The organism is Neoroseomonas eburnea, assembly GCF_018129005.1.
Classification (GTDB): Bacteria; Pseudomonadota; Alphaproteobacteria; order Acetobacterales; family Acetobacteraceae; genus Neoroseomonas; species Neoroseomonas eburnea.
Genome location: NZ_JAAEDL010000034.1, coordinates 1 through 18,215 on the forward strand (window position 1 = coordinate 1; position 18,215 = coordinate 18,215).

18 protein-coding genes are annotated in these 18,215 nt (G+C 73.0%); 14 read left to right on the top strand and 4 right to left on the bottom strand.

Going from position 1 to position 18,215, the window contains the following annotated elements; translation table 11 throughout:
* The 5 genes from GXW74_RS23705 to GXW74_RS23725 all read left to right on the top strand — a co-directional run.
* Positions 1 to 368, top strand: a 368-nt coding sequence (locus GXW74_RS23705) for an energy transducer TonB family protein (RefSeq protein ID WP_211849073.1), incomplete at its 5' end; no start/stop codon positions are given.
* 236 nt (positions 369 to 604) lie between these two features.
* Positions 605 to 1,183, top strand: a complete 579-nt coding sequence (locus tag GXW74_RS23710) for a TetR/AcrR family transcriptional regulator (RefSeq protein WP_211849074.1) — start codon at positions 605 to 607, stop codon at positions 1,181 to 1,183.
* Positions 1,180 to 2,220 (top strand): efflux RND transporter periplasmic adaptor subunit, encoded by a 1,041-nt coding sequence (locus GXW74_RS23715; protein WP_211849075.1) that lies wholly within the window; start codon positions 1,180 to 1,182, stop codon positions 2,218 to 2,220. The genes GXW74_RS23710 and GXW74_RS23715 overlap by 4 nt, the downstream gene beginning before the upstream one ends.
* The gene (gene devC / locus GXW74_RS23720; RefSeq protein WP_246523990.1) at positions 2,217 to 3,533 is read left to right on the top strand and encodes an ABC transporter permease DevC; all 1,317 of its coding nucleotides are present in this window, start codon (positions 2,217 to 2,219) and stop codon (positions 3,531 to 3,533) included. Before GXW74_RS23715 ends, devC begins: the two co-directional genes overlap by 4 nt.
* 280 nt (positions 3,534 to 3,813) lie before the next feature.
* On the top strand, positions 3,814 to 4,497 hold the full coding sequence (locus tag GXW74_RS23725; RefSeq protein WP_211849076.1) for an ATP-binding cassette domain-containing protein: 684 nt from the start codon (positions 3,814 to 3,816) through the stop codon (positions 4,495 to 4,497).
* 119 nt (positions 4,498 to 4,616) lie between these two features.
* Here the strand turns inward: GXW74_RS23725 and GXW74_RS23730 are convergent, their stop codons facing one another.
* Positions 4,617 to 5,369 (bottom strand): SDR family NAD(P)-dependent oxidoreductase, encoded by a 753-nt coding sequence (locus tag GXW74_RS23730; RefSeq protein WP_211849077.1) that lies wholly within the window; start codon positions 5,367 to 5,369, stop codon positions 4,617 to 4,619.
* Between the two features lie 111 nt (positions 5,370 to 5,480).
* Between GXW74_RS23730 and GXW74_RS23735 the strand changes: the two genes are divergently transcribed.
* Complete coding sequence (locus GXW74_RS23735; RefSeq protein WP_211849078.1) at positions 5,481 to 6,518, top strand: amino acid ABC transporter substrate-binding protein; 1,038 nt, start codon at positions 5,481 to 5,483, stop codon at positions 6,516 to 6,518.
* Between the two features lie 145 nt (positions 6,519 to 6,663).
* Positions 6,664 to 7,701 carry an amino acid ABC transporter substrate-binding protein gene (locus GXW74_RS23740; RefSeq protein WP_211849079.1) on the top strand — a complete coding sequence of 346 codons (1,038 nt, stop codon included), beginning with the start codon at positions 6,664 to 6,666 and terminating at the stop codon, positions 7,699 to 7,701.
* A gap of 118 nt (positions 7,702 to 7,819) precedes the next feature.
* Here GXW74_RS23740 and GXW74_RS23745 read toward each other — a convergent pair whose 3' ends face one another.
* The 3 genes from GXW74_RS23745 to gloB are packed head-to-tail and all read right to left on the bottom strand — an operon-like array spanning position 7,820 to position 9,634.
* Positions 7,820 to 8,284 carry a cupin domain-containing protein gene (locus tag GXW74_RS23745; protein ID WP_211849080.1) on the bottom strand — a complete coding sequence of 155 codons (465 nt, stop codon included), beginning with the start codon at positions 8,282 to 8,284 and terminating at the stop codon, positions 7,820 to 7,822.
* Positions 8,284 to 8,883 (bottom strand): glutathione S-transferase family protein, encoded by a 600-nt coding sequence (locus GXW74_RS23750; RefSeq protein WP_211849081.1) that lies wholly within the window; start codon positions 8,881 to 8,883, stop codon positions 8,284 to 8,286. The genes GXW74_RS23745 and GXW74_RS23750 overlap by 1 nt, the downstream gene beginning before the upstream one ends.
* Positions 8,884 to 8,908: 25 nt before the next feature.
* Positions 8,909 to 9,634: a hydroxyacylglutathione hydrolase gene (gene gloB, locus GXW74_RS23755; protein ID WP_211849082.1), complete on the bottom strand. Its 726-nt coding sequence runs from the start codon at positions 9,632 to 9,634 to the stop codon at positions 8,909 to 8,911.
* 60 nt (positions 9,635 to 9,694) lie between these two features.
* Between gloB and GXW74_RS23760 the strand changes: the two genes are divergently transcribed.
* The 7 genes from GXW74_RS23760 (at position 9,695) to GXW74_RS23790 (ending at position 18,172) form a co-directional block, all read left to right on the top strand.
* Positions 9,695 to 10,399, top strand: a complete 705-nt coding sequence (locus GXW74_RS23760; RefSeq protein WP_211849083.1) for a class I SAM-dependent methyltransferase — start codon at positions 9,695 to 9,697, stop codon at positions 10,397 to 10,399.
* Between the two features lie 250 nt (positions 10,400 to 10,649).
* Complete coding sequence (hrpB, locus tag GXW74_RS23765; protein ID WP_211849084.1) at positions 10,650 to 13,100, top strand: ATP-dependent helicase HrpB; 2,451 nt, start codon at positions 10,650 to 10,652, stop codon at positions 13,098 to 13,100.
* Between the two features lie 32 nt (positions 13,101 to 13,132).
* On the top strand, positions 13,133 to 14,215 hold the full coding sequence (locus GXW74_RS23770) for a trypsin-like peptidase domain-containing protein (protein WP_211849085.1): 1,083 nt from the start codon (positions 13,133 to 13,135) through the stop codon (positions 14,213 to 14,215).
* A gap of 5 nt (positions 14,216 to 14,220) precedes the next feature.
* Positions 14,221 to 14,901, top strand: a complete 681-nt coding sequence (locus GXW74_RS23775) for a winged helix-turn-helix domain-containing protein (protein WP_211849086.1) — start codon at positions 14,221 to 14,223, stop codon at positions 14,899 to 14,901.
* Positions 14,902 to 15,108: 207 nt separating this feature from the next.
* Positions 15,109 to 16,524, top strand: a complete 1,416-nt coding sequence (locus GXW74_RS23780) for a sensor histidine kinase (protein ID WP_246523992.1) — start codon at positions 15,109 to 15,111, stop codon at positions 16,522 to 16,524.
* 103 nt (positions 16,525 to 16,627) lie between these two features.
* Positions 16,628 to 16,933 carry a hypothetical protein gene (locus GXW74_RS23785; protein ID WP_211849087.1) on the top strand — a complete coding sequence of 102 codons (306 nt, stop codon included), beginning with the start codon at positions 16,628 to 16,630 and terminating at the stop codon, positions 16,931 to 16,933.
* A 78-nt stretch (positions 16,934 to 17,011) separates the two neighbouring features.
* Positions 17,012 to 18,172 carry a YbfB/YjiJ family MFS transporter gene (locus GXW74_RS23790; RefSeq protein WP_211849088.1) on the top strand — a complete coding sequence of 387 codons (1,161 nt, stop codon included), beginning with the start codon at positions 17,012 to 17,014 and terminating at the stop codon, positions 18,170 to 18,172.
* Positions 18,173 to 18,215 lie beyond the last annotated feature (43 nt).

Sequence of the window (18,215 nt, forward strand, 5' to 3'; positions counted from 1 at the left end):
CGCCGCGGTCCTCCGCGGTCGCGTCTCCGGCTGCGGACCCCGCGCCGGTGGCGGCGCCGGCGCCGGCGGCACGCCCCGCCGGGCCGCCGGCGTCCTACCTGCAGGCACTGGCAGCGGCGCTCGAGCGCCAGAAGCGCTACCCGGAAGCCGCGCGCGCCCGCCGCGCGGCCGGCACCGCGCTGCTGCGCTTCAGGGTGATGCGGAACGGGCACGTCGCCCGCTGGCAGATCGAGCGCAGCACCGGCGACGCCGACCTCGACCGCGCCGTGGCCGACATGATCAGCCGGGTCAGCCTGCCGGCCATGCCGGCGGAGATGTCGGGCGAGAGCCTGGAAGTCGCGGTTCCCGTGCGGTTCCAGATCCGCTGACCACCAAGCGTCGCGGTCGCTGCCGCGACGTCGTTCGATCCCACGGGGCCTGGGTGCCGCGTCTCCCGGCCAGTTGCCCAGGGCGCGTGGGATGAGCGCGGCTGACTTTCGGGGAGCGGATGACGCCCGTGCGGCCGCATTGATCGCCGTGGAAGCGGGCGGGGTCGTCATCGCAGGCGGGCTGTACCGTCTGGACGGTTGAATTCACCGTCCGGACGGTATAGATGCGGCGCGTCATGGACGCATCCGCAACGACCTCCCAGCCCGATGCCCGTACCCGCATCCTCGATGCCGTCGAACGCATCGTGCAGGCACGCGGCGTCACGGGCCTCACCCTCGAAGCCGCGGCGCGCGAGGCCGGCGTCTCCAAGGGCGGGCTGCTCTATCATTTCGGCTCCAAGGAAGCGCTGCTCACCGGGCTGATGGAGCGCCTCGCCGCCTTCATGGGCAGCGAGTTCGACAATGGCGTGAGGCTGCAGCCCGAAGGCCCCGGCCGCGTCGCCCGTGCCATGATCGCCTGGGCTTTCGGGGAGGGCGACTGCGTCCCGGGCGAGGAGCGCCACGACCGCGCCGCCGCCGTCTTCCTCGCCGCCTTCCACCACGATCCCGCGCTGCTCGATCCGATGCGCGCGGTGATGGCGCGAATCAAGGCCGAATTGCTGTCCGACGGCATCCCGCCCGGGCCGGCGCTCGCCATCCTGACCGCGACGGATGGGCTGTTCAATGCCCATGTCTTCGGCCTCTACCGTGCCTCGGAGGCGGAACTCTCCGCGCTGCGCGCGACGCTCGAGCAGTTGCTGGAGGCGCGCACATGACGCGCCGCGGGCGGTTGCTGCTCGGCCTCGCGGTGCTGGCCGCCGCTGGCGCGGGCTATGCCTGGGTTTCGCATGGCGAGGCGGAGCGCATGCCCGCCCCGGCGGCGGCATCGGCCGCCGGCCCGGTCGGCGTCGGCGCGCTCGGCCGCGTCGAGCCGGCCTCACGCATCCGCCGGCTGAACCAGCCGGGCGGCATGGCGGTCACGCGGCTCGACCGGCTGCTGGTCGCGGAAGGCGACCAGGTGGAGGAAGGCGCGCTGCTCGCCGAGTTCGCCGATGCCGCGCAGAAGGATGCCGCCGTCGCCCAGGCGGAGGCGGCCGTGGCCGAGGCGCGGGCCAGCCTCGACCGCATGCGCGCCGCCGGCCGGCCCTCCGAGGTCGAGGCCCAGCGCGCGCGCATCGAAGCCCTGGTCGCGCAGCAGAACTTCGCCGCGCGCGACGCCGAGCGCGCCGAGCGCCTGGTGCCGACCGGCGCCGGCGCGATCGCCGCCGCCGACCGCAACCGCGCCGCCGCGCTGCGCCTAGCCGCCGAACGCCGCCAGGCGGAGGCGGAACTCGACAGCCTGCTCTCCTCCCGCCCCGAGGACATCGCGCTGGCCGAGGCGCGTCTCGCCGCCGCGGAAGCCGCGCTCGCCAAGGCGCGCGCGGATGCCGAGCTGTCGCGCGTGCGCGCCCCCTTCGGCGGCACCATCCTGCGCATCATCGCCCGCCCGGGCGACCAGGTGGGCGGTGATGGGCTGCTCGAGATCGGCGACCTGTCGCGCATGGACATCGTCGCGGATGTCTATGAGACGGACCTTCCACGACTGCGCATGGGCGCGCCCGCCGAGGTGGTGGTGCCCGGCGAGTCCCGCCGCTTCGCCGCGACCGTGCGCGAGATCGGCTGGACCGTGCGCCGCCAGACCCAGGCGAACACGGACCCCGTCGCCGCGGTGGACAGCCGCACGGTGGAGGTCCGCCTCGCCCTCGACGATGCCGGGTCCGAGGCGTTGCGGCGGCGGTCGAACATGCAGGTGCAGGTGGCGATCCGGCCATGAGTGCCACCATGGACAAGGGCGGCCGCTTCGGTCCGGCCGCGCTGCGATCCCCGGATGCGATCGGGACGCCGGGCCTCCTGCCCTGGGCGCCGGAGCGGACCGGCGAGGCGCCGCCCGCCGCGCCGGCCGTGCCGCGCGGTCCCGGCATGCTCTCCGCCCTGCTGCTGCCGGCGCGCCTCGCCTGGCGGCAGCTCCGCGCCGAGCGCGCACGGCTCTTCTCCGCCATGGCGGGGGTGATGTTCGCCGCGGTGCTGGTCTTCATGCAACTCGGCTTCCGCTCGGCGCTGTTCGACAGCGCGACGCGGCTGCTCGCGGCGATGGAGGCGGAGCTCTTCCTGTTGAATCCGCTGACCACGGTCAGCTTCCGGCCCGAACCCATCCCGCGTGTCCGCGCGCACCAGGCACTGGCCTTGCCGGAAGTCGCGCAGGCGGTGCCCGTCTACATGACCCAGGCGACCTGGCGGAACCCGGAGGACGGGTCGCGCCGCATGATCCAGATGATCGGCTTCGACGTCGAGGCCGGCGCGATGCGGTTCGAAGGGCTCGACGCGATCGCCCCCGCGCTGCGTCGTGTCGACGCGGTCGGCTTCGACACGCGATCCCGTCCCGAATTCGGCGACGTCGCGCGCCTTTTCGCCGAGCGCGGCCCCTTCGAGGTACAGGTCGGCAACCGCATGGTAGAGGTCGTCGGACTTGTCACCATTGGTCCGTCCTTCGGCGCCGACGGCAACCTGGTGATGAGCGAGGTGAACTTCCGCCGCATGGTGCGCGAGCGCCAGGCGACCAACACCGACCTCGTCGCCATCCGCCTGCAGCCGGATGCGGACGTCGCCACCGCGCAACGTCGCCTGCGGGAGATCATGCCGCCCGACGTCATGGTGCTGACGCATGCCGAACTGGTCGCGCATGAGCGCCGCTACTGGGAGACCGCGACGCCGATCGGATTCATCTTCGGCTTCGGCAGCGTGATGGGGCTGATCGTCGGGATGGTGATCGTCTATCAGATCCTGTTCTCGGACATCGCCAACCACCTGCGCGAATACGCGACGCTGAAGGCGATCGGCTACTCCAACTTCTACCTGGCGCGGGTGGTGATGGCGGCGGCGCTCATCCTCGCCGTCATCGGGTTCCTGCCGGGCGCGGCGCTGTGCGTGTGGCTCTACGACGTGGTGGCGGACGCGACCTTCCTGCCGCTGGCGATGACCTTCGAGCGCGCGGCGGTGGTGTTCGCGCTGATCTTCGGGATGTGTGCGGCGGCAGGGCTCCTCGCGATGCGCAAGCTGCGGGATGCCAGCCCGGCGGATATGTTCTGATGCGTCGGGCGCGGGCTGCCGGAGAGGGGCGCCGCCCCTCTCCGGACCTCACCCCGCCAAGGGCCGAAAGGCCCTTGGAACCCGGCACCTTGGAAGCTCCGCGTTGCGACGGGTGCTCCCCAGGACTCATGGTTTCCAAAGGCCTTTCGGCCTTTGGCCGGAGGGGTTCGGGGAGGGCGGAGCCCTCCCCGAGGACAGCGAGGGGTTCGGGGAGGGCGGAGCCCTCCCCGAGGACAGCGAGGGGTTCGGGGAGGGCGGAGCCCTTCCCGTCGGCTTGGTGATGGATCCCATCAAAATCAGCAAGCTGACCTTCGCCTATGGCGAGGGCGAACTCCGCCGCCCCGTGCTGCGCGACGTCGCGCTGCAGGTCCATGCCGGAGAGGTGGTGCTGCTCACCGGCCCCTCCGGCTCGGGCAAGACGACATTGCTGACGCTGATCGGCGCCCTGCGTGCGATGCAGGAAGGATCCTGCCGCGTGCTCGGGCGCGAACTGATGGGCGCGAGCGAGCACGAGCGCGTCCGCCTGCGGCGATCCATTGGCTTCATCTTCCAGAACCACAACCTGCTCGGCTTCCTCACCGCGCGGCAGAACGTCGCCATGGCGCTCGAGGTCGAGGCCGCCCTGCCCGAACGCGACCGGCTGGCGCGCGCCGGCGCGATGCTCGCCGCCGTCGGGCTGGACGGGCACGAGGACAAGCTGCCGGCGAAGCTCTCCGGCGGGCAGCGCCAGCGCGTCGCCATCGCGCGTGCGCTGGTGGGCGAGCCCGGCCTGGTGCTGGCGGATGAACCGACGGCCGCGCTCGACAAGGTCTCCGGCGGCGAGGTCGCGCACCTGCTGCGCGACATGGCGAAGTCGCGCGGAACGCCGATCCTGATGGTGACGCACGACCCGCGCATCCTCGACATCGCGGACCGCGTGGTGGCGATGGAGGACGGGCGCATCGTGGAGGCGGCGGCGGCGTGAAGCCGGGGAGGGGCGCCGCCCCTCCCCCCGACACCCTGGTCAGGCCACGGGTTCCGAGGGCCTTTCGGCCCTCGGCGGGTGGGGTTCGGGGAGGGCAGAGCCCTCCCCGCGCACGATCCTCAGCTCCCGCCCGCGTCCACCACGAAGTGCTGTGCCGTCACCATCGCGCTGTCATCGGCCGCCAGCCACAGCACCATGCGGGCGATGTCATCCGGCTCCAGCCGGCCTTTCAGGCATTGCTGGTCCTGGCTGCGCGCTTCCGCTTCCGGCGTGACCCACAGCGCGAGCTGGCGCTTCGTGTAGACCCAGCCCGGCACCACCTCGTTCACCCGGATGCGGTCGGGGCCGAGATCCCTCGCGAGCCCGCGTGTCAGCCCGCGCACCGCGGCCTTGGCCGTGGTGTAGGCGGGCATGCCGCCCTGCGCCTTCATCCAGGAGACCGAGCCCAGGTTGACGATCGACCCGCCGCCGGCGCGCCGCATCATCGGCACCACGGCCTGGGCGCAGAAGAACTGGTGACGCAGGTTGGTGGCCATGCGCTCGTCCCAATAGTCCGGATCGACGCTTTCCAGCCCGTGGCGGTCGTCGCGGGCGGCGTTGTTCACCAGCACGGTGATGTCGCCGAGTCGTGTGCCGGCCTCCGCCACCGCGGCGCGCAGCGCGGCGATGTCGCGCAGGTCGCAGGGCAGGAACAGTGCCCCGGTCGCGGCCGCGACCTGTGCGCCCGCCGCCGCGTCGAAATCGAGAAAGGCCACCTGTGCGGCCTGTGCCGTGAAATGCGCGACCATGGCGGCGCCGATGCCGCTGGCGCCGCCGGTCACCAGCACGGCGCGGCCCGCAAGGCTCGGATAGCGCGCGAAGCGGTCGATCATGCCTGTCCTCCTGGCCGTCCGGTGCATGCGGGGCTCCGGACGATGTTGACAGCCTGCCGAGGCAGCGGCGAGCATCACGCCGGGAGACCAATACAAGGAGAGGCATTCACCATGGTCAAACGAGGCCTTGTGGCCGCGTGTGCGGTTCTGTGCGCGGTCTTTGCGGGCAGCGCCCAGGCACAGAACAACGTCCCGAGCCCGACGCTCGATGCCATCCGCGCGCGGGGGCAGCTCATCTGCGGCATCAATACCGGCGTTGCCGGCTTCTCGCTGCCCGACAGCCGCGGCGTGTGGCAGGGGCTTGATGTCGAGATGTGCCGCGGGCTGGCCGCCGCCATCTTCAACGACGCGTCCAAGGTGCGGTTCGTGCCGCTCTCCTCCTCCACGCGCTTCACCGCGCTGGGATCGGGTGAGGTGGACGTGCTGTTCCGCACCTCGACGCAGACGATGCTGCGCGACACCACGCTCGGCCTGCGCCATGTCACCACCTACTTCTATGACGGCCACGGCTTCATGGTGCGCACGGCGTCCGGCGTGGAGCGCGCGCGCGACATGAACGGCGCCACCATCTGCCTGCTGCAGGGCACGACGAACGAGCAGGTGACGGCCGACTACTTCCGTTCGATCAACGTGCCCTTCCAGCCGGTGATCTTCGAGCGCGGCGACCAGGCCCAGGCGGCGCTGCTGGCCGGCCGCTGCGACGCCTACGGCACGGACGCGTCCTCCCTCGCCGCGGTGCGTTCCACGATGCCCAACCCGTCGGAATGGACGGTGCTGACGGAACGCTTCTCGAAGGAGCCCTATGGCGCCTACATCCGGCGCGGCGACGACAACTGGTTCGACATCGTGCGCTGGTACACCACCGCCGTCATCGAGGCGGAGGAACAGGGCATCACCCGCGCCAATGCGGAGGAGATGCGCCGGACCTCGGTCAATCCGAACACGCGCCGCCTGCTCGGCGTGACGCCGGAACTCGGCCAGTCGCTGAAGCTGGACCCGACCTGGGCGTTCAACGTGATCCGTGCCGTCGGCAACTACGGCGAGATCTACAACCGCACCATGGGACCGGACACGCCGGTCGGCCTGGCGCGCGGGCCGAACAACCTGCACACCAATGGCGGGCTGCTCTACGCCCTGCCGATGCGCTGAAGCGGCGGGCGGGGCTGCCCTGCGCGGCCCCGCCCCCGCTCTGCCCGGCCCTTCTGCAAGCCGCCGGCGTGGCAGCGTTGACAGTGCATGGATCGAGCAGCGACGATCCATCACGAATATGCCAGGACAGGAGGGGCTACTCATCATGCTCAGACGGGGCCTTGCGGCCGCCTTCGCGGCGTTCTGCGCCACCCTTGCCGGCACTGCCGCGGCGCAGACCAACATCCCGAGCCCGACGCTTGACGCCATCCGCGCCCGCGGCACGTTGAACTGCGGCATCCACACCGGCGTCGCCGGCTTCGCCTCGCCCGACAGCCGCGGCGTGTGGCAGGGGCTCGACGTCGATCTCTGTCGCGGGCTCGCGGCGGTGATCTTCAACGATGTGTCGAAGGTGCGCTTCGTGCCGCTTTCGGCCTCCACGCGCTTCACCGCGCTCGGGTCGGGCGAGATCGACGTGCTGTTCCGCACCTCGACGCAGACGATGCTGCGCGACACCACGCTCGGCCTGCGCCATGTCACCACCTACTTCTATGACGGCCACGGCTTCATGGTGCGCGCCAATGCCGGCGTGAACCGCGTGCGCGAGATGGCCGGCGCCACGATCTGCCTGATCGCGGGCTCGACCAACGAACAGGTGACGGCGGACTACTTCCGCTCGATCAACGTGCCGTTCCAACCCGTCGTGTTCGAACGCACCGACCAGGCGGCGGCGGCGCTGGCGGCCGGGCGCTGCGACAGCTTCGGCACCGATGCATCGCAGCTCGCCGGCACGCGCGCCTCGATGCCCAATCCGCGCGACTGGACCATCCTGCCGGAGCGCTTCTCGAAGGAGCCCTACGGCGCCTATGTCCGCCGCGGCGACGACAACTGGTTCGACATCGTGCGCTGGTACACGACCGCGATCATCGAGGCGGAGGAACAGGGCATCACCCGTGCCAATGCGGAGGAGATGCGCCGGACCTCGGTCAATCCGAACACGCGCCGCCTGCTCGGCGTGACGCCGGAGCTCGGGCAATCGCTGAAGCTTGACCCGCTGTGGGCGTACAACGCGATCCGCGCCATCGGGAATTACGGCGAGCTCTACGAACGGACCATGGGCGAGAACACGCCGGTCGCCCTGCCGCGCGGGCCGAACAACCTGCACAACAACGGCGGGCTGCTCTACGCGCTGCCGATGCGCTGATGGGGAGGTCGGGGGAGGGTGAACCTCCCCCGAACCCCCTCCCTTCCTTGGCACTTGGGAACTGACTTCGGGGGTCAGTTCCCAAGGAATCAAAAAAGGAGGGGGGATCGGGGGGAGTTCACTCCCCCCGACCTTTGCTTGGCGTCGGCCGCCACTCCGCCGGCGCCAGCTCGAACCCGCCGAAGTCGAAGGCGGGGCTGACGGTACACCCCACCAGCGTCCATCGCCCGAGCGACACCGCGCTCTGCCACCACCCCTTCGGCACCACCGCGAAGGGCCGCTGCTGCCGCGACAGGTCGGGCCCGAGATGCACCGCCTCCGCACCACGCCCGTCCTGCGACAGGGACAGCGCGAGCGGCCCGCCCGCATACCAATGCCAGGCTTCGGCCGCGTCCACGCGGTGCCAGTGGCTGAATTCCTCCGCCGCCAGCAGGAAGTAGATCGCCGTGCCCGCCCCGCGGGAGCCGTCCGCCGGTGCGTCGCGCCAGAGCTCGCGATAGTGCCCGCCTTCGGGATGCGGGCGCAGCTCCAGCGCCGCGATGACCTGCGCGGCCGAAACCGACGGGTCGCGCAGGTCGAGCATCAGCCGACCGGGACGGTCCGGGCGAGCGGCGGCAGCTTCGACACCTCGGCGAACCAGGCGGCGAGCTGCGGCTGCGCCTCCCGCCACGGCTCGTGACCGAAGCGGAAATCGAGATAGCCGAGGGCGCAGGCGACCGAGATCGCGCCGATGTCGGACAGGCCCTTCGGCGGGTTCTTCTCGAGCACCGCGAGGGCGCGCTCGATCGCCGCCTTCTGCCGTGCGTCGAAGGCCTTGCGGCCGTCGTCCTGCGGGTGCGGCATGCTGAGCCGCCGCCCCACCGCGGCATCGAGGATGCCGTCCGCCGTCGCCTGCATGACCTGCGCGCGCAGCCGTGCCGGCGTCCCGGTGGGCGGGAACAGCGCCGGCGCGTCGCCAAGCGTGTCGAGGTACTCGCAGATCACCGGGCTGTCGTAGATCGCCGTGCCATCGTCGGCGACCAGCGCCGGCACCTTGGACAGCGGGTTGTCCGCCAGCAGTTCCGCCGGGGAGACATGCGGGTTGGTCGCCACCGTCTCGATGCGGCCGTCGAGGCCGCGCGCGATGGCGCAGGCCATCACCTTGCGGACATAGGGGCTGGCGGGGGAATGGTGCAGCTTCATCCTGGATCGTGCCTCGTGTCCGATGTCAGCGGAAATTGTCCTTGGCGGCGCGGATGCGTGCGAGCGTGGCGACATCCTTCGCGCGCATGAAGGGGTTGGCGGCGTTCTCCTCGCCGATCGTGGTCGGCACGGTGGGCTTCCCCTCGGCACGCTGGCGCGCGATCTCGTCGGCGCGGGCGCGCAGCGAGGCGTTCCCGGGCTCCACCGTCAGGGCGAAGCGGGCATTGCTCTCGCTGTATTCGTGGCCGCAGCAGACCAGGGTTTCCGGCGGCAGGACGGACAGCCGATGCAGGCTCTCGAACATCTCGTCCGGCGTGCCCTCGAGCAGCCGCCCGCAGCCGAGCGAAAACAGCGTGTCGCCGCACAGCAGGATGGCGCAGTCGGGAAAATGGAAGGCGATGTGCCCGCGGGTGTGCCCATCGCTGGCGAGCACCTGGACGGGCACGCCCACCACGTCGATCGCCTGGCCCGGCGCGACCGCGACATCGAGCGGCGGCAGCCGGTGCGCGTCGGCCGCCGCGCCCACCACCTTCGCACCGTAGCGCGCCACCAGCTCCGCCACCCCGCCGACATGGTCGCCGTGATGATGCGTCAGCAGGATCAGGTCGAGCTTGCCGCCGGCGGCATCGACCGCCGCGGCGATGGGGGCCGCCTCGCCGGGGTCGCACACCGCCAGGCGCCCGTCGGGGGCGCGCAGCAGCCAAGCATAGTTGTCGGAAAGACACGGCACGGGCGTGACGGTCACAGGCATGGGGCGGCAACTCCTGGCGGGGCCATCCCAACCGGCCCCTGCCTCCCCTATATCGTCCGCATGAGCGGAGAGGTCCACGGGCCGGGCGAATACTACGCCTCGGCCGCCGGCGCGGCGGCGGCGCGGGTGGTCGCGCAGCGGCTGCGCGCCATGTGGCCGTCCCTGCCGGGGATGTCGGTGCTCGGGATCGGCCATACCGCGCCTTATCTCGGGTTGTGGCGGGCCGAGACGTCGCGCTGCATCGCCCTCTCGCCCGTCCAGCTCGGCCTGCCGCCCGCCATCCCCGAGGCGCCGGGCTCCAGCCTGGTGGCGGAAGACGACGCGCTGCCCTTCCCGGACCTCTGCTTCGACCGGATCCTGTTGCTGCACGGGCTGGAGATGGCGGAAAACGCCCGCCGCCTGCTGCGCGAGATCTGGCGCGTGCTGAAGGACGATGGGCGCGTGCTGGTGGTGGCGACCAACCGTCGCGGGCTCTGGGCCCATGCCGAGCACACGCCGTTCGGGCACGGGCAGCCCTATTCCCCGGGGCAGGTCACGCGGCTGCTGACGCGGCACCTGTTCCGCGTCGAACGGCGGGATTCGGCGCTGTTCACACCGCCCTACGCGCCCTTCCTGCGCGCGGCCTCCACCTGGGAACGGGCGGGGCACGCCTTGTGGCCGGCGCGGCATGCCGGGCTGGCGATCGTGGAGGCGAGGAAGGACCTGCTTGCGGCGGCGCCGGCGGGGGCGGGGGCGATGCGGCGGAGGGTGCTCGTGCCGGCGTGAGGCGCAGCAGGGGGCGCTGCCCCCTGCACCCCCGCCAAAGGCCGAAAGGCCTTTGGAAGCCATGAGATTCGAGGGTGCGCCGAGGGGCAGGGAGCGCCACCGCGTCCCGATCCGTCCTCCTCGATCAGTTCCCGGCCACGAGTCCCGGTTCCCCAAGGCCTTTCGGCCTTGGGCGGGAGGGTCCGGGAGGGAGGCGCCCTCCCGGCGGGGGTATGGGGGCGGAGCCCCCTCCGCTAGACCTTCATCCGTGATGTCCTTCGATCTCCCTGTCGCCGAGGCCCTTCCCGCCCTGACTGCGGCCCTGCGCGAGTCGTCCAATGCCGTGCTCGTCGCCCCGCCCGGCGCCGGCAAGACGACGCTGGTGCCCCTGGTGTTGAAGGACGAGCCTTGGGCCCTGTCCGGCCGCATCCTGGTGCTGGAGCCTCGCCGGGTCGCCGCGCGCGCGGCTGCGCGACGGATGGCGGCGATGGTCGGCGAGCAACAGCCCGGCGGCCTGATCGGCCTGGCGACGCGGCTCGACCGCATGGTGTCCGACCGCACGCGGGTCGAGGTGGTGACGGAGGGCCTGCTGGTCCGCCGCCTGCAATCCGATCCCGGCCTGGACGGCGTCGCGGCGGTGCTGTTCGACGAGGCGCATGAGCGCAACCTCGACACCGACCTGGCGCTCGCACTGTGCCTCGACGTGCAGCGCGCGCTGCGGCCGGAACTCCGCCTGCTGGCCATGTCCGCGACGCTGGATGGCGCGGCCTTCGCGGGACTGCTCGGCGGCGCGCCGGTGATCGAGAGCCTCGGCCGCGCCTTTCCGGTGGAGGTGAAACATCGCACCCGGGACCTCAAGGATGCGCGCGACCTGCCGGAGTCGATGGCCGGCGCGATCCGTGACGCGTTGCGCGAACACCCCGGCGACGTGCTCGCCTTCCTGCCCGGCTGGGGGGAGATCCGGCGCACGCAGGAGAGGCTGGCGGGGCTCGATGCGCTGGTGGTGCCGCTGCACGGCGAATTGCCGCCGGCCGAGCAGGACGTCGCCCTGAATCCGGCGCCGGGCGGGCGGCGGAAGGTGGTGCTGGCGACCTCGATCGCGGAGACCTCATTGACCGTGCCCGGCGTGCGCATCGTGGTGGATGGCGGCTTCCGCCGCGCGCCGCGGCTGGATGCGGCGAGCGGCCTGTCGCGCCTGGTGACGCTGCGGATCAGCCGCGCGGCGGCGGAACAGCGGGCGGGTCGTGCGGGGCGGCAGGCCCCCGGCGTGGCGATCCGGCTGTGGACGGAGGCGCTGCATCGGGGCCTGCCGCTCGCCGACCGGCCGGAGGTGCTGGAGGCGGAACTGTCCTCCCTGGTGCTGGACTGCGCGGCCTGGGGGGCGGAGGTGGCGGCGCTGTCCTTCCTCGACCCGCCGCCGGCGGGGATGGTGAAGGCGGCGCGCGCCCTGCTGCGGGACCTCGACGCGCTGGATGCGCAAGGGCGCATCACCGAGGCTGGGCGGCGGATGGCGCGGCTCGGCACGCATCCGCGGCTGGCGCGCATGCTGATCGCCGCGGCGGACGACGGGGAACGGGCGCTGGCGGCCGACCTCGCCGCGCTGCTCGAGGAACGCGACCCGATCCGCGGGCGGGAGGCGCCGAGCGACGTCCATCTGCGGCTCGACCTGCTGCATGGCCGGGATCGCGCCGATGCCGACGGCGCGACGATCCACCGCATCCGCCGCGCCGCGGCGCTGCATCGGCGGCGGCTGCGGGTGCATGGATCGGTGCCGGCCGAGGGCGACGCCGGCGCGCTGCTGGCGGCCGGCTTCCCGGACCGCATCGCGGCGAAGCGCGGCGCCATGGATGGGGCCTTCCGGCTGGCCTCGGGCCAGGGCGCGCGGCTGCCGGCGACGGATCCGCTCGCCAAGGCGGCGCTGCTGGCGGTGGCTGACCTCGAATTGCAGGGGACCGAGGCACGCATCCGCATGGCGGCGCCGATCGACCGCGCGGTGCTGGAATCCCGCTTCCCCGAGCGGCTGCGGCGGGAGGAAGGGGCCGCCTTCGACGCCCGCGCCGGCGCGGTGGTGGCCCGCCGCCGGCTGATGTTCGGCCCCCTCGTGCTCGAGGAAGCGCCGCTGCCCCATGCCGACCCCGAGGCGGTCGCCCTGGCCCTGGCCGATGCCGCGGCCGAGCGCGGGCTGCGCGACCTCAAATGGACGGATGCCGCGCGCCAGGCCCAGGCGCGCATCCTCTGGATGCGCCGGGCGGAGGGCGAGGATTGGCCGGATGTCTCGGATGCGACGCTGGTGGCGACGGTGCGGGATTGGCTGGCGCCGCATCTGCACGGGAAGACAAGGCTTTCGGAACTCGGCGGGCTCGACGTCACGGCCCTGCTCCTGGAAGCCCTGCCCTGGGAGAGGCGCCGCGCGCTGGACGCCGCCCTGCCGGCACGCATCGCCCTGCCGGCGGGTCGTTCCGCCGCCGTCGACTATGCGCGGGAGGTGCCGACGCTGGAGGCTCGGGCGCAGCACCTGTTCGGGCTCGCTTCCCTGCCGCCCCTGGCCGGCGGGCGGGTGCCGCTGCAGGCCGCGCTGCTCTCCCCGGCCGGGCGGCCGGTGGCGGTGACCGGCGACCTCGCCGGCTTCTGGAAGGGTGCCTGGGCCGAGGTGCGCAAGGAAATGCGCGGCCGCTACCCGAAGCACCCCTGGCCGGAGGACCCGGCCGGCGCCTTGGGTTGAAGGAGCGAGGGGGCAAGCGCAGATTGCCTGGTGTGAACACCGTATCCACCCTGGGCGCTTCGCCCGTCCTGTCGCGTCGCCTGGCGCTGCTGCTGCCGGCTGCCCTCGCCGCCTGTTCGCGCCCCGCGCGGGCGCAGCGCGGCCTGCCCGACTTCGCGGACCTGGCGGAGCGCGTGCTGCCCGCCGTCGTCAGCATCCAGGTGACGAGCCGGGAGCAGTCCACCCTGCCGCCCGAACTGCGCGGCACGCCCTATGAGCGCCAGTTCCGCGAGCAGCAGCGCCGCGGCGGGCAGCTGGTGCAGGGCGCGGGGTCGGGTTTCATCATCGAGCCCTCCGGCGTGATCGTCACCAACGGGCATGTCGTGGGCAATGCGACGCGCGTGACCATCACCACGCATGACGGCATGGACTACGCCGCGCGGGTGGTGGGCGTGGACGAGCTGACCGACCTTGCCCTGCTGCGCATCACGCCGCGTGCGCCGCTGGCTGCCGTCTCGCTCGGCACCTCGGCGAACATGCGCGTGGGTCAGTGGGTGATGGCGGCGGGCAATCCCTTCGGCCTCGGCGGCAGCGTCACCAGCGGCATCATCTCGGCGCGCGGGCGGGACATCGGCGCCGGGCCCTTCGACGACTTCATCCAGACCGACGCGCCGATCAATCCGGGCAATTCCGGCGGGCCGCTGTTCAACATGCAGGGCGAGGTGATCGGCATCAACACTGCGATCTACTCGCCCTCCGGCGCCTCCGCCGGTATCGGCTTCGCGGTGCCGTCCGACCTCGCGCGCCCGGTGATCGAGGCGCTGATCCGTGGCGGGCGGGTGGAGCGCGGCTGGCTCGGCGTCTCGGTCGGCGATGCGGAGGAACAGGGGCGGCGCCAGCGCGGCGCGCTGGTCATGGGCGTCGAGCGCGGCAGCCCCGCCGCCCGCGCCGGCCTGCGCCAGGGCGACGTGGTGATCGCGCTGAATGGCGAGCGGGTGGAGACGAGCCGCGCCCTGGTGCGCAGCATCGCCGGCCTGCCGCCGGGCGAGACGGTGCGCCTGACGCTGATCCGCGGCGGGCGCAGCCAGGAGATCGCGGTACAGATCGGGCGCCGCCCCAACGACAACCAGGGCTGATCGAGATGCGCATCCTGCTGGTCGAGGACGACGCCGAGGTCGCGCGCTTCGTGCGCAAGGGCCTGCAGGAGGCCGGACACATCGTCGAGCACGCGGGCAACGGGCGGGACGGCCTGTTCCTCGCGGCCTCCGAGCAGTTCGACATCCTGGTGCTGGACCGCATGCTGCCGGGCGGGGTTGACGGGGTGCGGCTGGTCGAGACGCTGCGCGGGCAGGGCAACCGCACGCCGGTGCTTTTCCTTTCCGCGCTGTCCGCGGTGGACGAGCGGGTGAAGGGCCTGCAGGCGGGCGGCGACGATTACCTGGTGAAGCCCTTCGCCTTCGCGGAACTGCTCGCGCGCGTCGAGGCGCTCGGCCGCCGCCCGACGATGGAGGCGCCGGCGACGAAGCTGAAGATCGCCGACCTCGAGATGGACCTGCTCTCCCGCACCGTGACGCGCGGGGGCAGGCGGCTCGAGATCCAGCCGCGCGAGTTCCGCCTGCTCGAGCACCTGCTGCGCCACGCCGGCCAGGTGGTGACGCGCACCATGCTGCTCGAGAAGGTGTGGGACTACCATTTCGACCCGCAGACCAACGTGATCGACGTGCATGTCAGCCGGCTGCGGCAGAAGATCGACAAGGGCTTCGACAGGCCGCTGATCCACACCGTGCGCAACGCCGGCTACATGATCCGGGCCGAGGCCTGAAGGACCTTTCGAGAATGCCGGCACCGGCCCACACCTCCGTCCGGCCATCCATCAAGGATGCCGTCCCTGGGTGGACAGGCGGCGGTGCGGGCCAGTGCCGGCATCGCGAATGCGCCGTTCGGCTGACCCGGCATCGGAGTCCTGGTTTCGCGCGCGGCCGATGCGACCGACGGCGCCGGTGAGCGTTCGAGGCCTGGGGGCATAGGCATGCCGGTGCCGCCGGTTCCGCTCGACGACGCACCGGCCGGCTGGGCCGCGCTGATGCGCTTCCTGCGCAGCGCCGGCTTCCGCTTCGCGCTGCTGTTCGCCGTCGTCTTCATCGGCGCCTCCGCGCTCTTCGCGCTGGTGCTGTGGTACGCGACGGCCGGCTCGCTCGACCGGCAGACCGCGGCGGCGCTGCGCACCGACACGCTCGGCCTGATGGAGCGCTGGCGCGAAGGCGGCCCCGGCGCATTGTCGGAGGCGGTCGCGGAGCGGCTCTCGGGCGATGTCGAGAACACCGCCATCTACCTCCTGACCGGCCCGGAGGGGCAGCGCCTCGCCGGCAACCTCGACCGCTGGCCGGCTGGCGCCGAGGATGACGGGGCCTGGATCACCGGCATCGTCGAGCGCGATGGCAGCCGTGTCGAGGCGCGCATCTTCACGCGCGACCTCGGCGAGGGCTACCGGCTCGCGGTCGGGCGCGACGTCGAGGAGAAGCAGCGGCTGCGCGCCCTGCTCGCGGAGGGTTTCGGCTGGTCGGCGCTCGGTGCCGTGGTCTTCGCCATGGCCGGCGCGGCCGTGCTGCGGCGCGCCCTCGAGAACCGGCTGCGCCCGGCGGCGATGACCGCGAGGGCGATCGCCGCGGGGGATCTTTCGCGCCGCGTGCCGGTCGCCGGCCGCAGGGACGAGTTCGACCGGCTGGGCGAGGGCATGAACGACATGCTCGACCGCATCGACCGGCTGATGGAGGCCGTGCGCGGGGTCTCCGACGCCATCGCCCACGACCTCCGCACGCCGATCGCGCGCGCCCGCGCGAAGCTGGAGGAGGCGCTTGCCGACAGCGGCGATCCCGATTCGCTGCGTGCGGCGATGGAGCAGGGCATCGCCGACCTCGACCACATCTCGCGCGTCTTCGGCGCGCTGCTGCGCATCGCCGAGGCCGAGGCCGGCGCCCGTCGCGCCGCCTTCGCGCCGCTCGACCTGGTGCCGATGCTCGCCGACGTCGCCGAGTTCTACGGAGCGGCGGCCGAGGCGCGCGGCCAGGCGCTCTCGGTCGATCTGCCCGAGCGGCTCGAGCTGGTGGGTGACCGCGACCTGCTGGCCCAGGCGGCCGGCAACCTGCTCGACAATGCGCTGAAGTTCACCCCCGAGGGGGGGCAGGTTCGGCTCACCGCGCGCGCGATCGGGCGCGACCGCGTCGAGATCGCGGTGGAGGACAGCGGCCCCGGCCTTTCGCCCGAGGACCGCGCCCGCGCGGGCGAACGCTTCTTCCGTGCCGATGCCTCGCGCGCGACGCCCGGCTCGGGGCTCGGGCTGTCGCTCGTGCAGGCGGTGGCCCGTCAGCACGGCGGGGAGCTCGTGCTGCAGGAGGCCTCGCCGCCGCCGGGCCTGCGCGCGGCCATGCTGCTGGGGCCGGGCTGATGCGGGCGGCAGCGGGCGAAGCAGGAGTTTCCCATGACGATTCAGCCGAAAGGCCGGCCGGCATGACGCGCGGCTCGCGCGCCGCCGGCATGAACGACAGGTCATGCCCGCGCCACCGCGAGGCGAGGAGGGGGCTGTCATCCTCCTGCCCATGCGTGCCCTGGCCTTCGCCTTCCTGCTCGCGGCACCGGCCCTGGCCGACGGCAACGAGCCGGTCCCCCGAGTCACGACCGACAGCCGCGAATACTGCGCCGAGCTGGCCGAGCGGCTCGCCGCCCTGCCGGCCTCGCATGGCGAGCCGGTGCGCAGCATGGCCGAGGAGGGGCGACGCCTCTGCGAGACCGGCCATCCGCGCGTCGGCGTGGCCAAGCTGCGGCGGGCCATCCGCGCCGCGCGCGTCGCGGAATAGGGCGCGCCGCCCGGGCATGGCCTGCGGCAGGGACGCGGCGCGGCCGGTCGCCACGGTGTCGCCGGGCGGGCCGGCGGCGTGACGACGCGCGGCGTCCTCGGTCCCGCCCTGGCGGGTGCGGCCGCCACCTGCTCGGGCATCGGGCTGGCGCGCTTCGCCTATGTGCCGCTGTTCCCGGCCATGGTTGCGGCGGGCTGGGTGGATGGCGCGGGGGCGGGGCTGCTCGGGGCGATCAACCTGACGGGCTATCTGGTCGGCGCACTGGCGGCGCGGAGGGTGGCGCGGGCGCTTTCGGTGCCGCGCGCACTCGATGCGGGCATGGCGCTCGCCGTGCTGGCGGCGGCTTGCTGCGCGTGGAATGGCGGGCTGGCGTGGCTTGGGCTCTGGCGCGGTCTCGCCGGGGTCGCGGGCGGCACGCTGATGGGGTTGGCCGGGCCGGCCGTGCAGGCGGTGGTGGCGCCGCAGCGGCGCGGACTGGCGGGCGGCGTGGTGCTGCTCGGCGTCGGGTCCGGAGTGACGCTCGGGGCGCTGCTGGTGCCGGCGCTCGTCGGGCAGGGGGTGGCCGCCGCCTGGCTCGGGCTTTCCGTGGTGACGCTGCTGTTGTGGATGCTGGCGCGGCGCTTCTGGCCGGCGCCGCCGGCCCCGGTGGGCGGCCATCATCGGCCGGCGGTGCCGCGGGCGGTGCGGCTGGTGATCGCCTATGCGCTGTCGGGGGCGGGGCTGGTCCCGCCGATGGTCTATCTCGCGGATCTGGCGGCGCGCGGCCATGGGCTCGGCGTCCGTGCGGGCGGGCTGATGTGGGTGGTCTTCGGCGCCGGCGCGGTGGCGGGCAGCCTTTCGGGCGGGGCGCTGGCGGACCGCATGGGCGGCCGCCGTGCGATGGTGCTGGCGCTGGCGGTGCAGGTGGCGGCGCTCGGCACCGCGCTGCTGCCCGGCGTGCCGGCGCTGGTGGTCGCGGGGCTGCTGTCCGGCATGGCCTCGGTCGGCGTCACGGCGGTGGCGCTGGCGGCGGCGCGCGAGCGGGCGGGGGCCGAGGCGGGCATCCTCTGGGTCCGGGTCACCGCTGGCTTCGCCGTGGCGCAGGCGGTGACCGGCTTCGCCATGGCCGCCCTGTTCGGTGCCACGGGCGAAAGCCACGCCGCGATCTTCGCCGCCGGCCTGCTGCTGTCCGTCCTCGCATTGGCCATGGGCGTCGCCGACCACGCCGCCGCGCGCCCGGACGCAGGACGGGCACCCTGACAGAAAAGGGGAGGGAGTTCGGGGGAGGTTCCCCTCCCCCGAC

Coding starts and splice junctions, on each gene's coding strand:
- GXW74_RS23785 (WP_211849087.1), top strand. CDS start 16,628: ATGCCCGCGCCACCGCGAGGCGAGGAGGGGGCTGTCATCCTCCTGCCC.
- GXW74_RS23780 (WP_246523992.1), top strand. CDS start 15,109: ATGCCGGTGCCGCCGGTTCCGCTCGACGACGCACCGGCCGGCTGGGCC.
- GXW74_RS23725 (WP_211849076.1), top strand. CDS start 3,814: ATGGATCCCATCAAAATCAGCAAGCTGACCTTCGCCTATGGCGAGGGC.
- GXW74_RS23730 (WP_211849077.1), bottom strand. CDS start 5,369: ATGATCGACCGCTTCGCGCGCTATCCGAGCCTTGCGGGCCGCGCCGTG.
- hrpB (WP_211849084.1), top strand. CDS start 10,650: ATGTCCTTCGATCTCCCTGTCGCCGAGGCCCTTCCCGCCCTGACTGCG.
- GXW74_RS23735 (WP_211849078.1), top strand. CDS start 5,481: ATGGTCAAACGAGGCCTTGTGGCCGCGTGTGCGGTTCTGTGCGCGGTC.
- GXW74_RS23740 (WP_211849079.1), top strand. CDS start 6,664: ATGCTCAGACGGGGCCTTGCGGCCGCCTTCGCGGCGTTCTGCGCCACC.
- devC (WP_246523990.1), top strand. CDS start 2,217: ATGAGTGCCACCATGGACAAGGGCGGCCGCTTCGGTCCGGCCGCGCTG.
- GXW74_RS23710 (WP_211849074.1), top strand. CDS start 605: ATGGACGCATCCGCAACGACCTCCCAGCCCGATGCCCGTACCCGCATC.
- GXW74_RS23750 (WP_211849081.1), bottom strand. CDS start 8,883: ATGAAGCTGCACCATTCCCCCGCCAGCCCCTATGTCCGCAAGGTGATG.
- GXW74_RS23760 (WP_211849083.1), top strand. CDS start 9,695: ATGAGCGGAGAGGTCCACGGGCCGGGCGAATACTACGCCTCGGCCGCC.
- GXW74_RS23775 (WP_211849086.1), top strand. CDS start 14,221: ATGCGCATCCTGCTGGTCGAGGACGACGCCGAGGTCGCGCGCTTCGTG.
- GXW74_RS23745 (WP_211849080.1), bottom strand. CDS start 8,284: ATGCTCGACCTGCGCGACCCGTCGGTTTCGGCCGCGCAGGTCATCGCG.
- gloB (WP_211849082.1), bottom strand. CDS start 9,634: ATGCCTGTGACCGTCACGCCCGTGCCGTGTCTTTCCGACAACTATGCT.
- GXW74_RS23715 (WP_211849075.1), top strand. CDS start 1,180: ATGACGCGCCGCGGGCGGTTGCTGCTCGGCCTCGCGGTGCTGGCCGCC.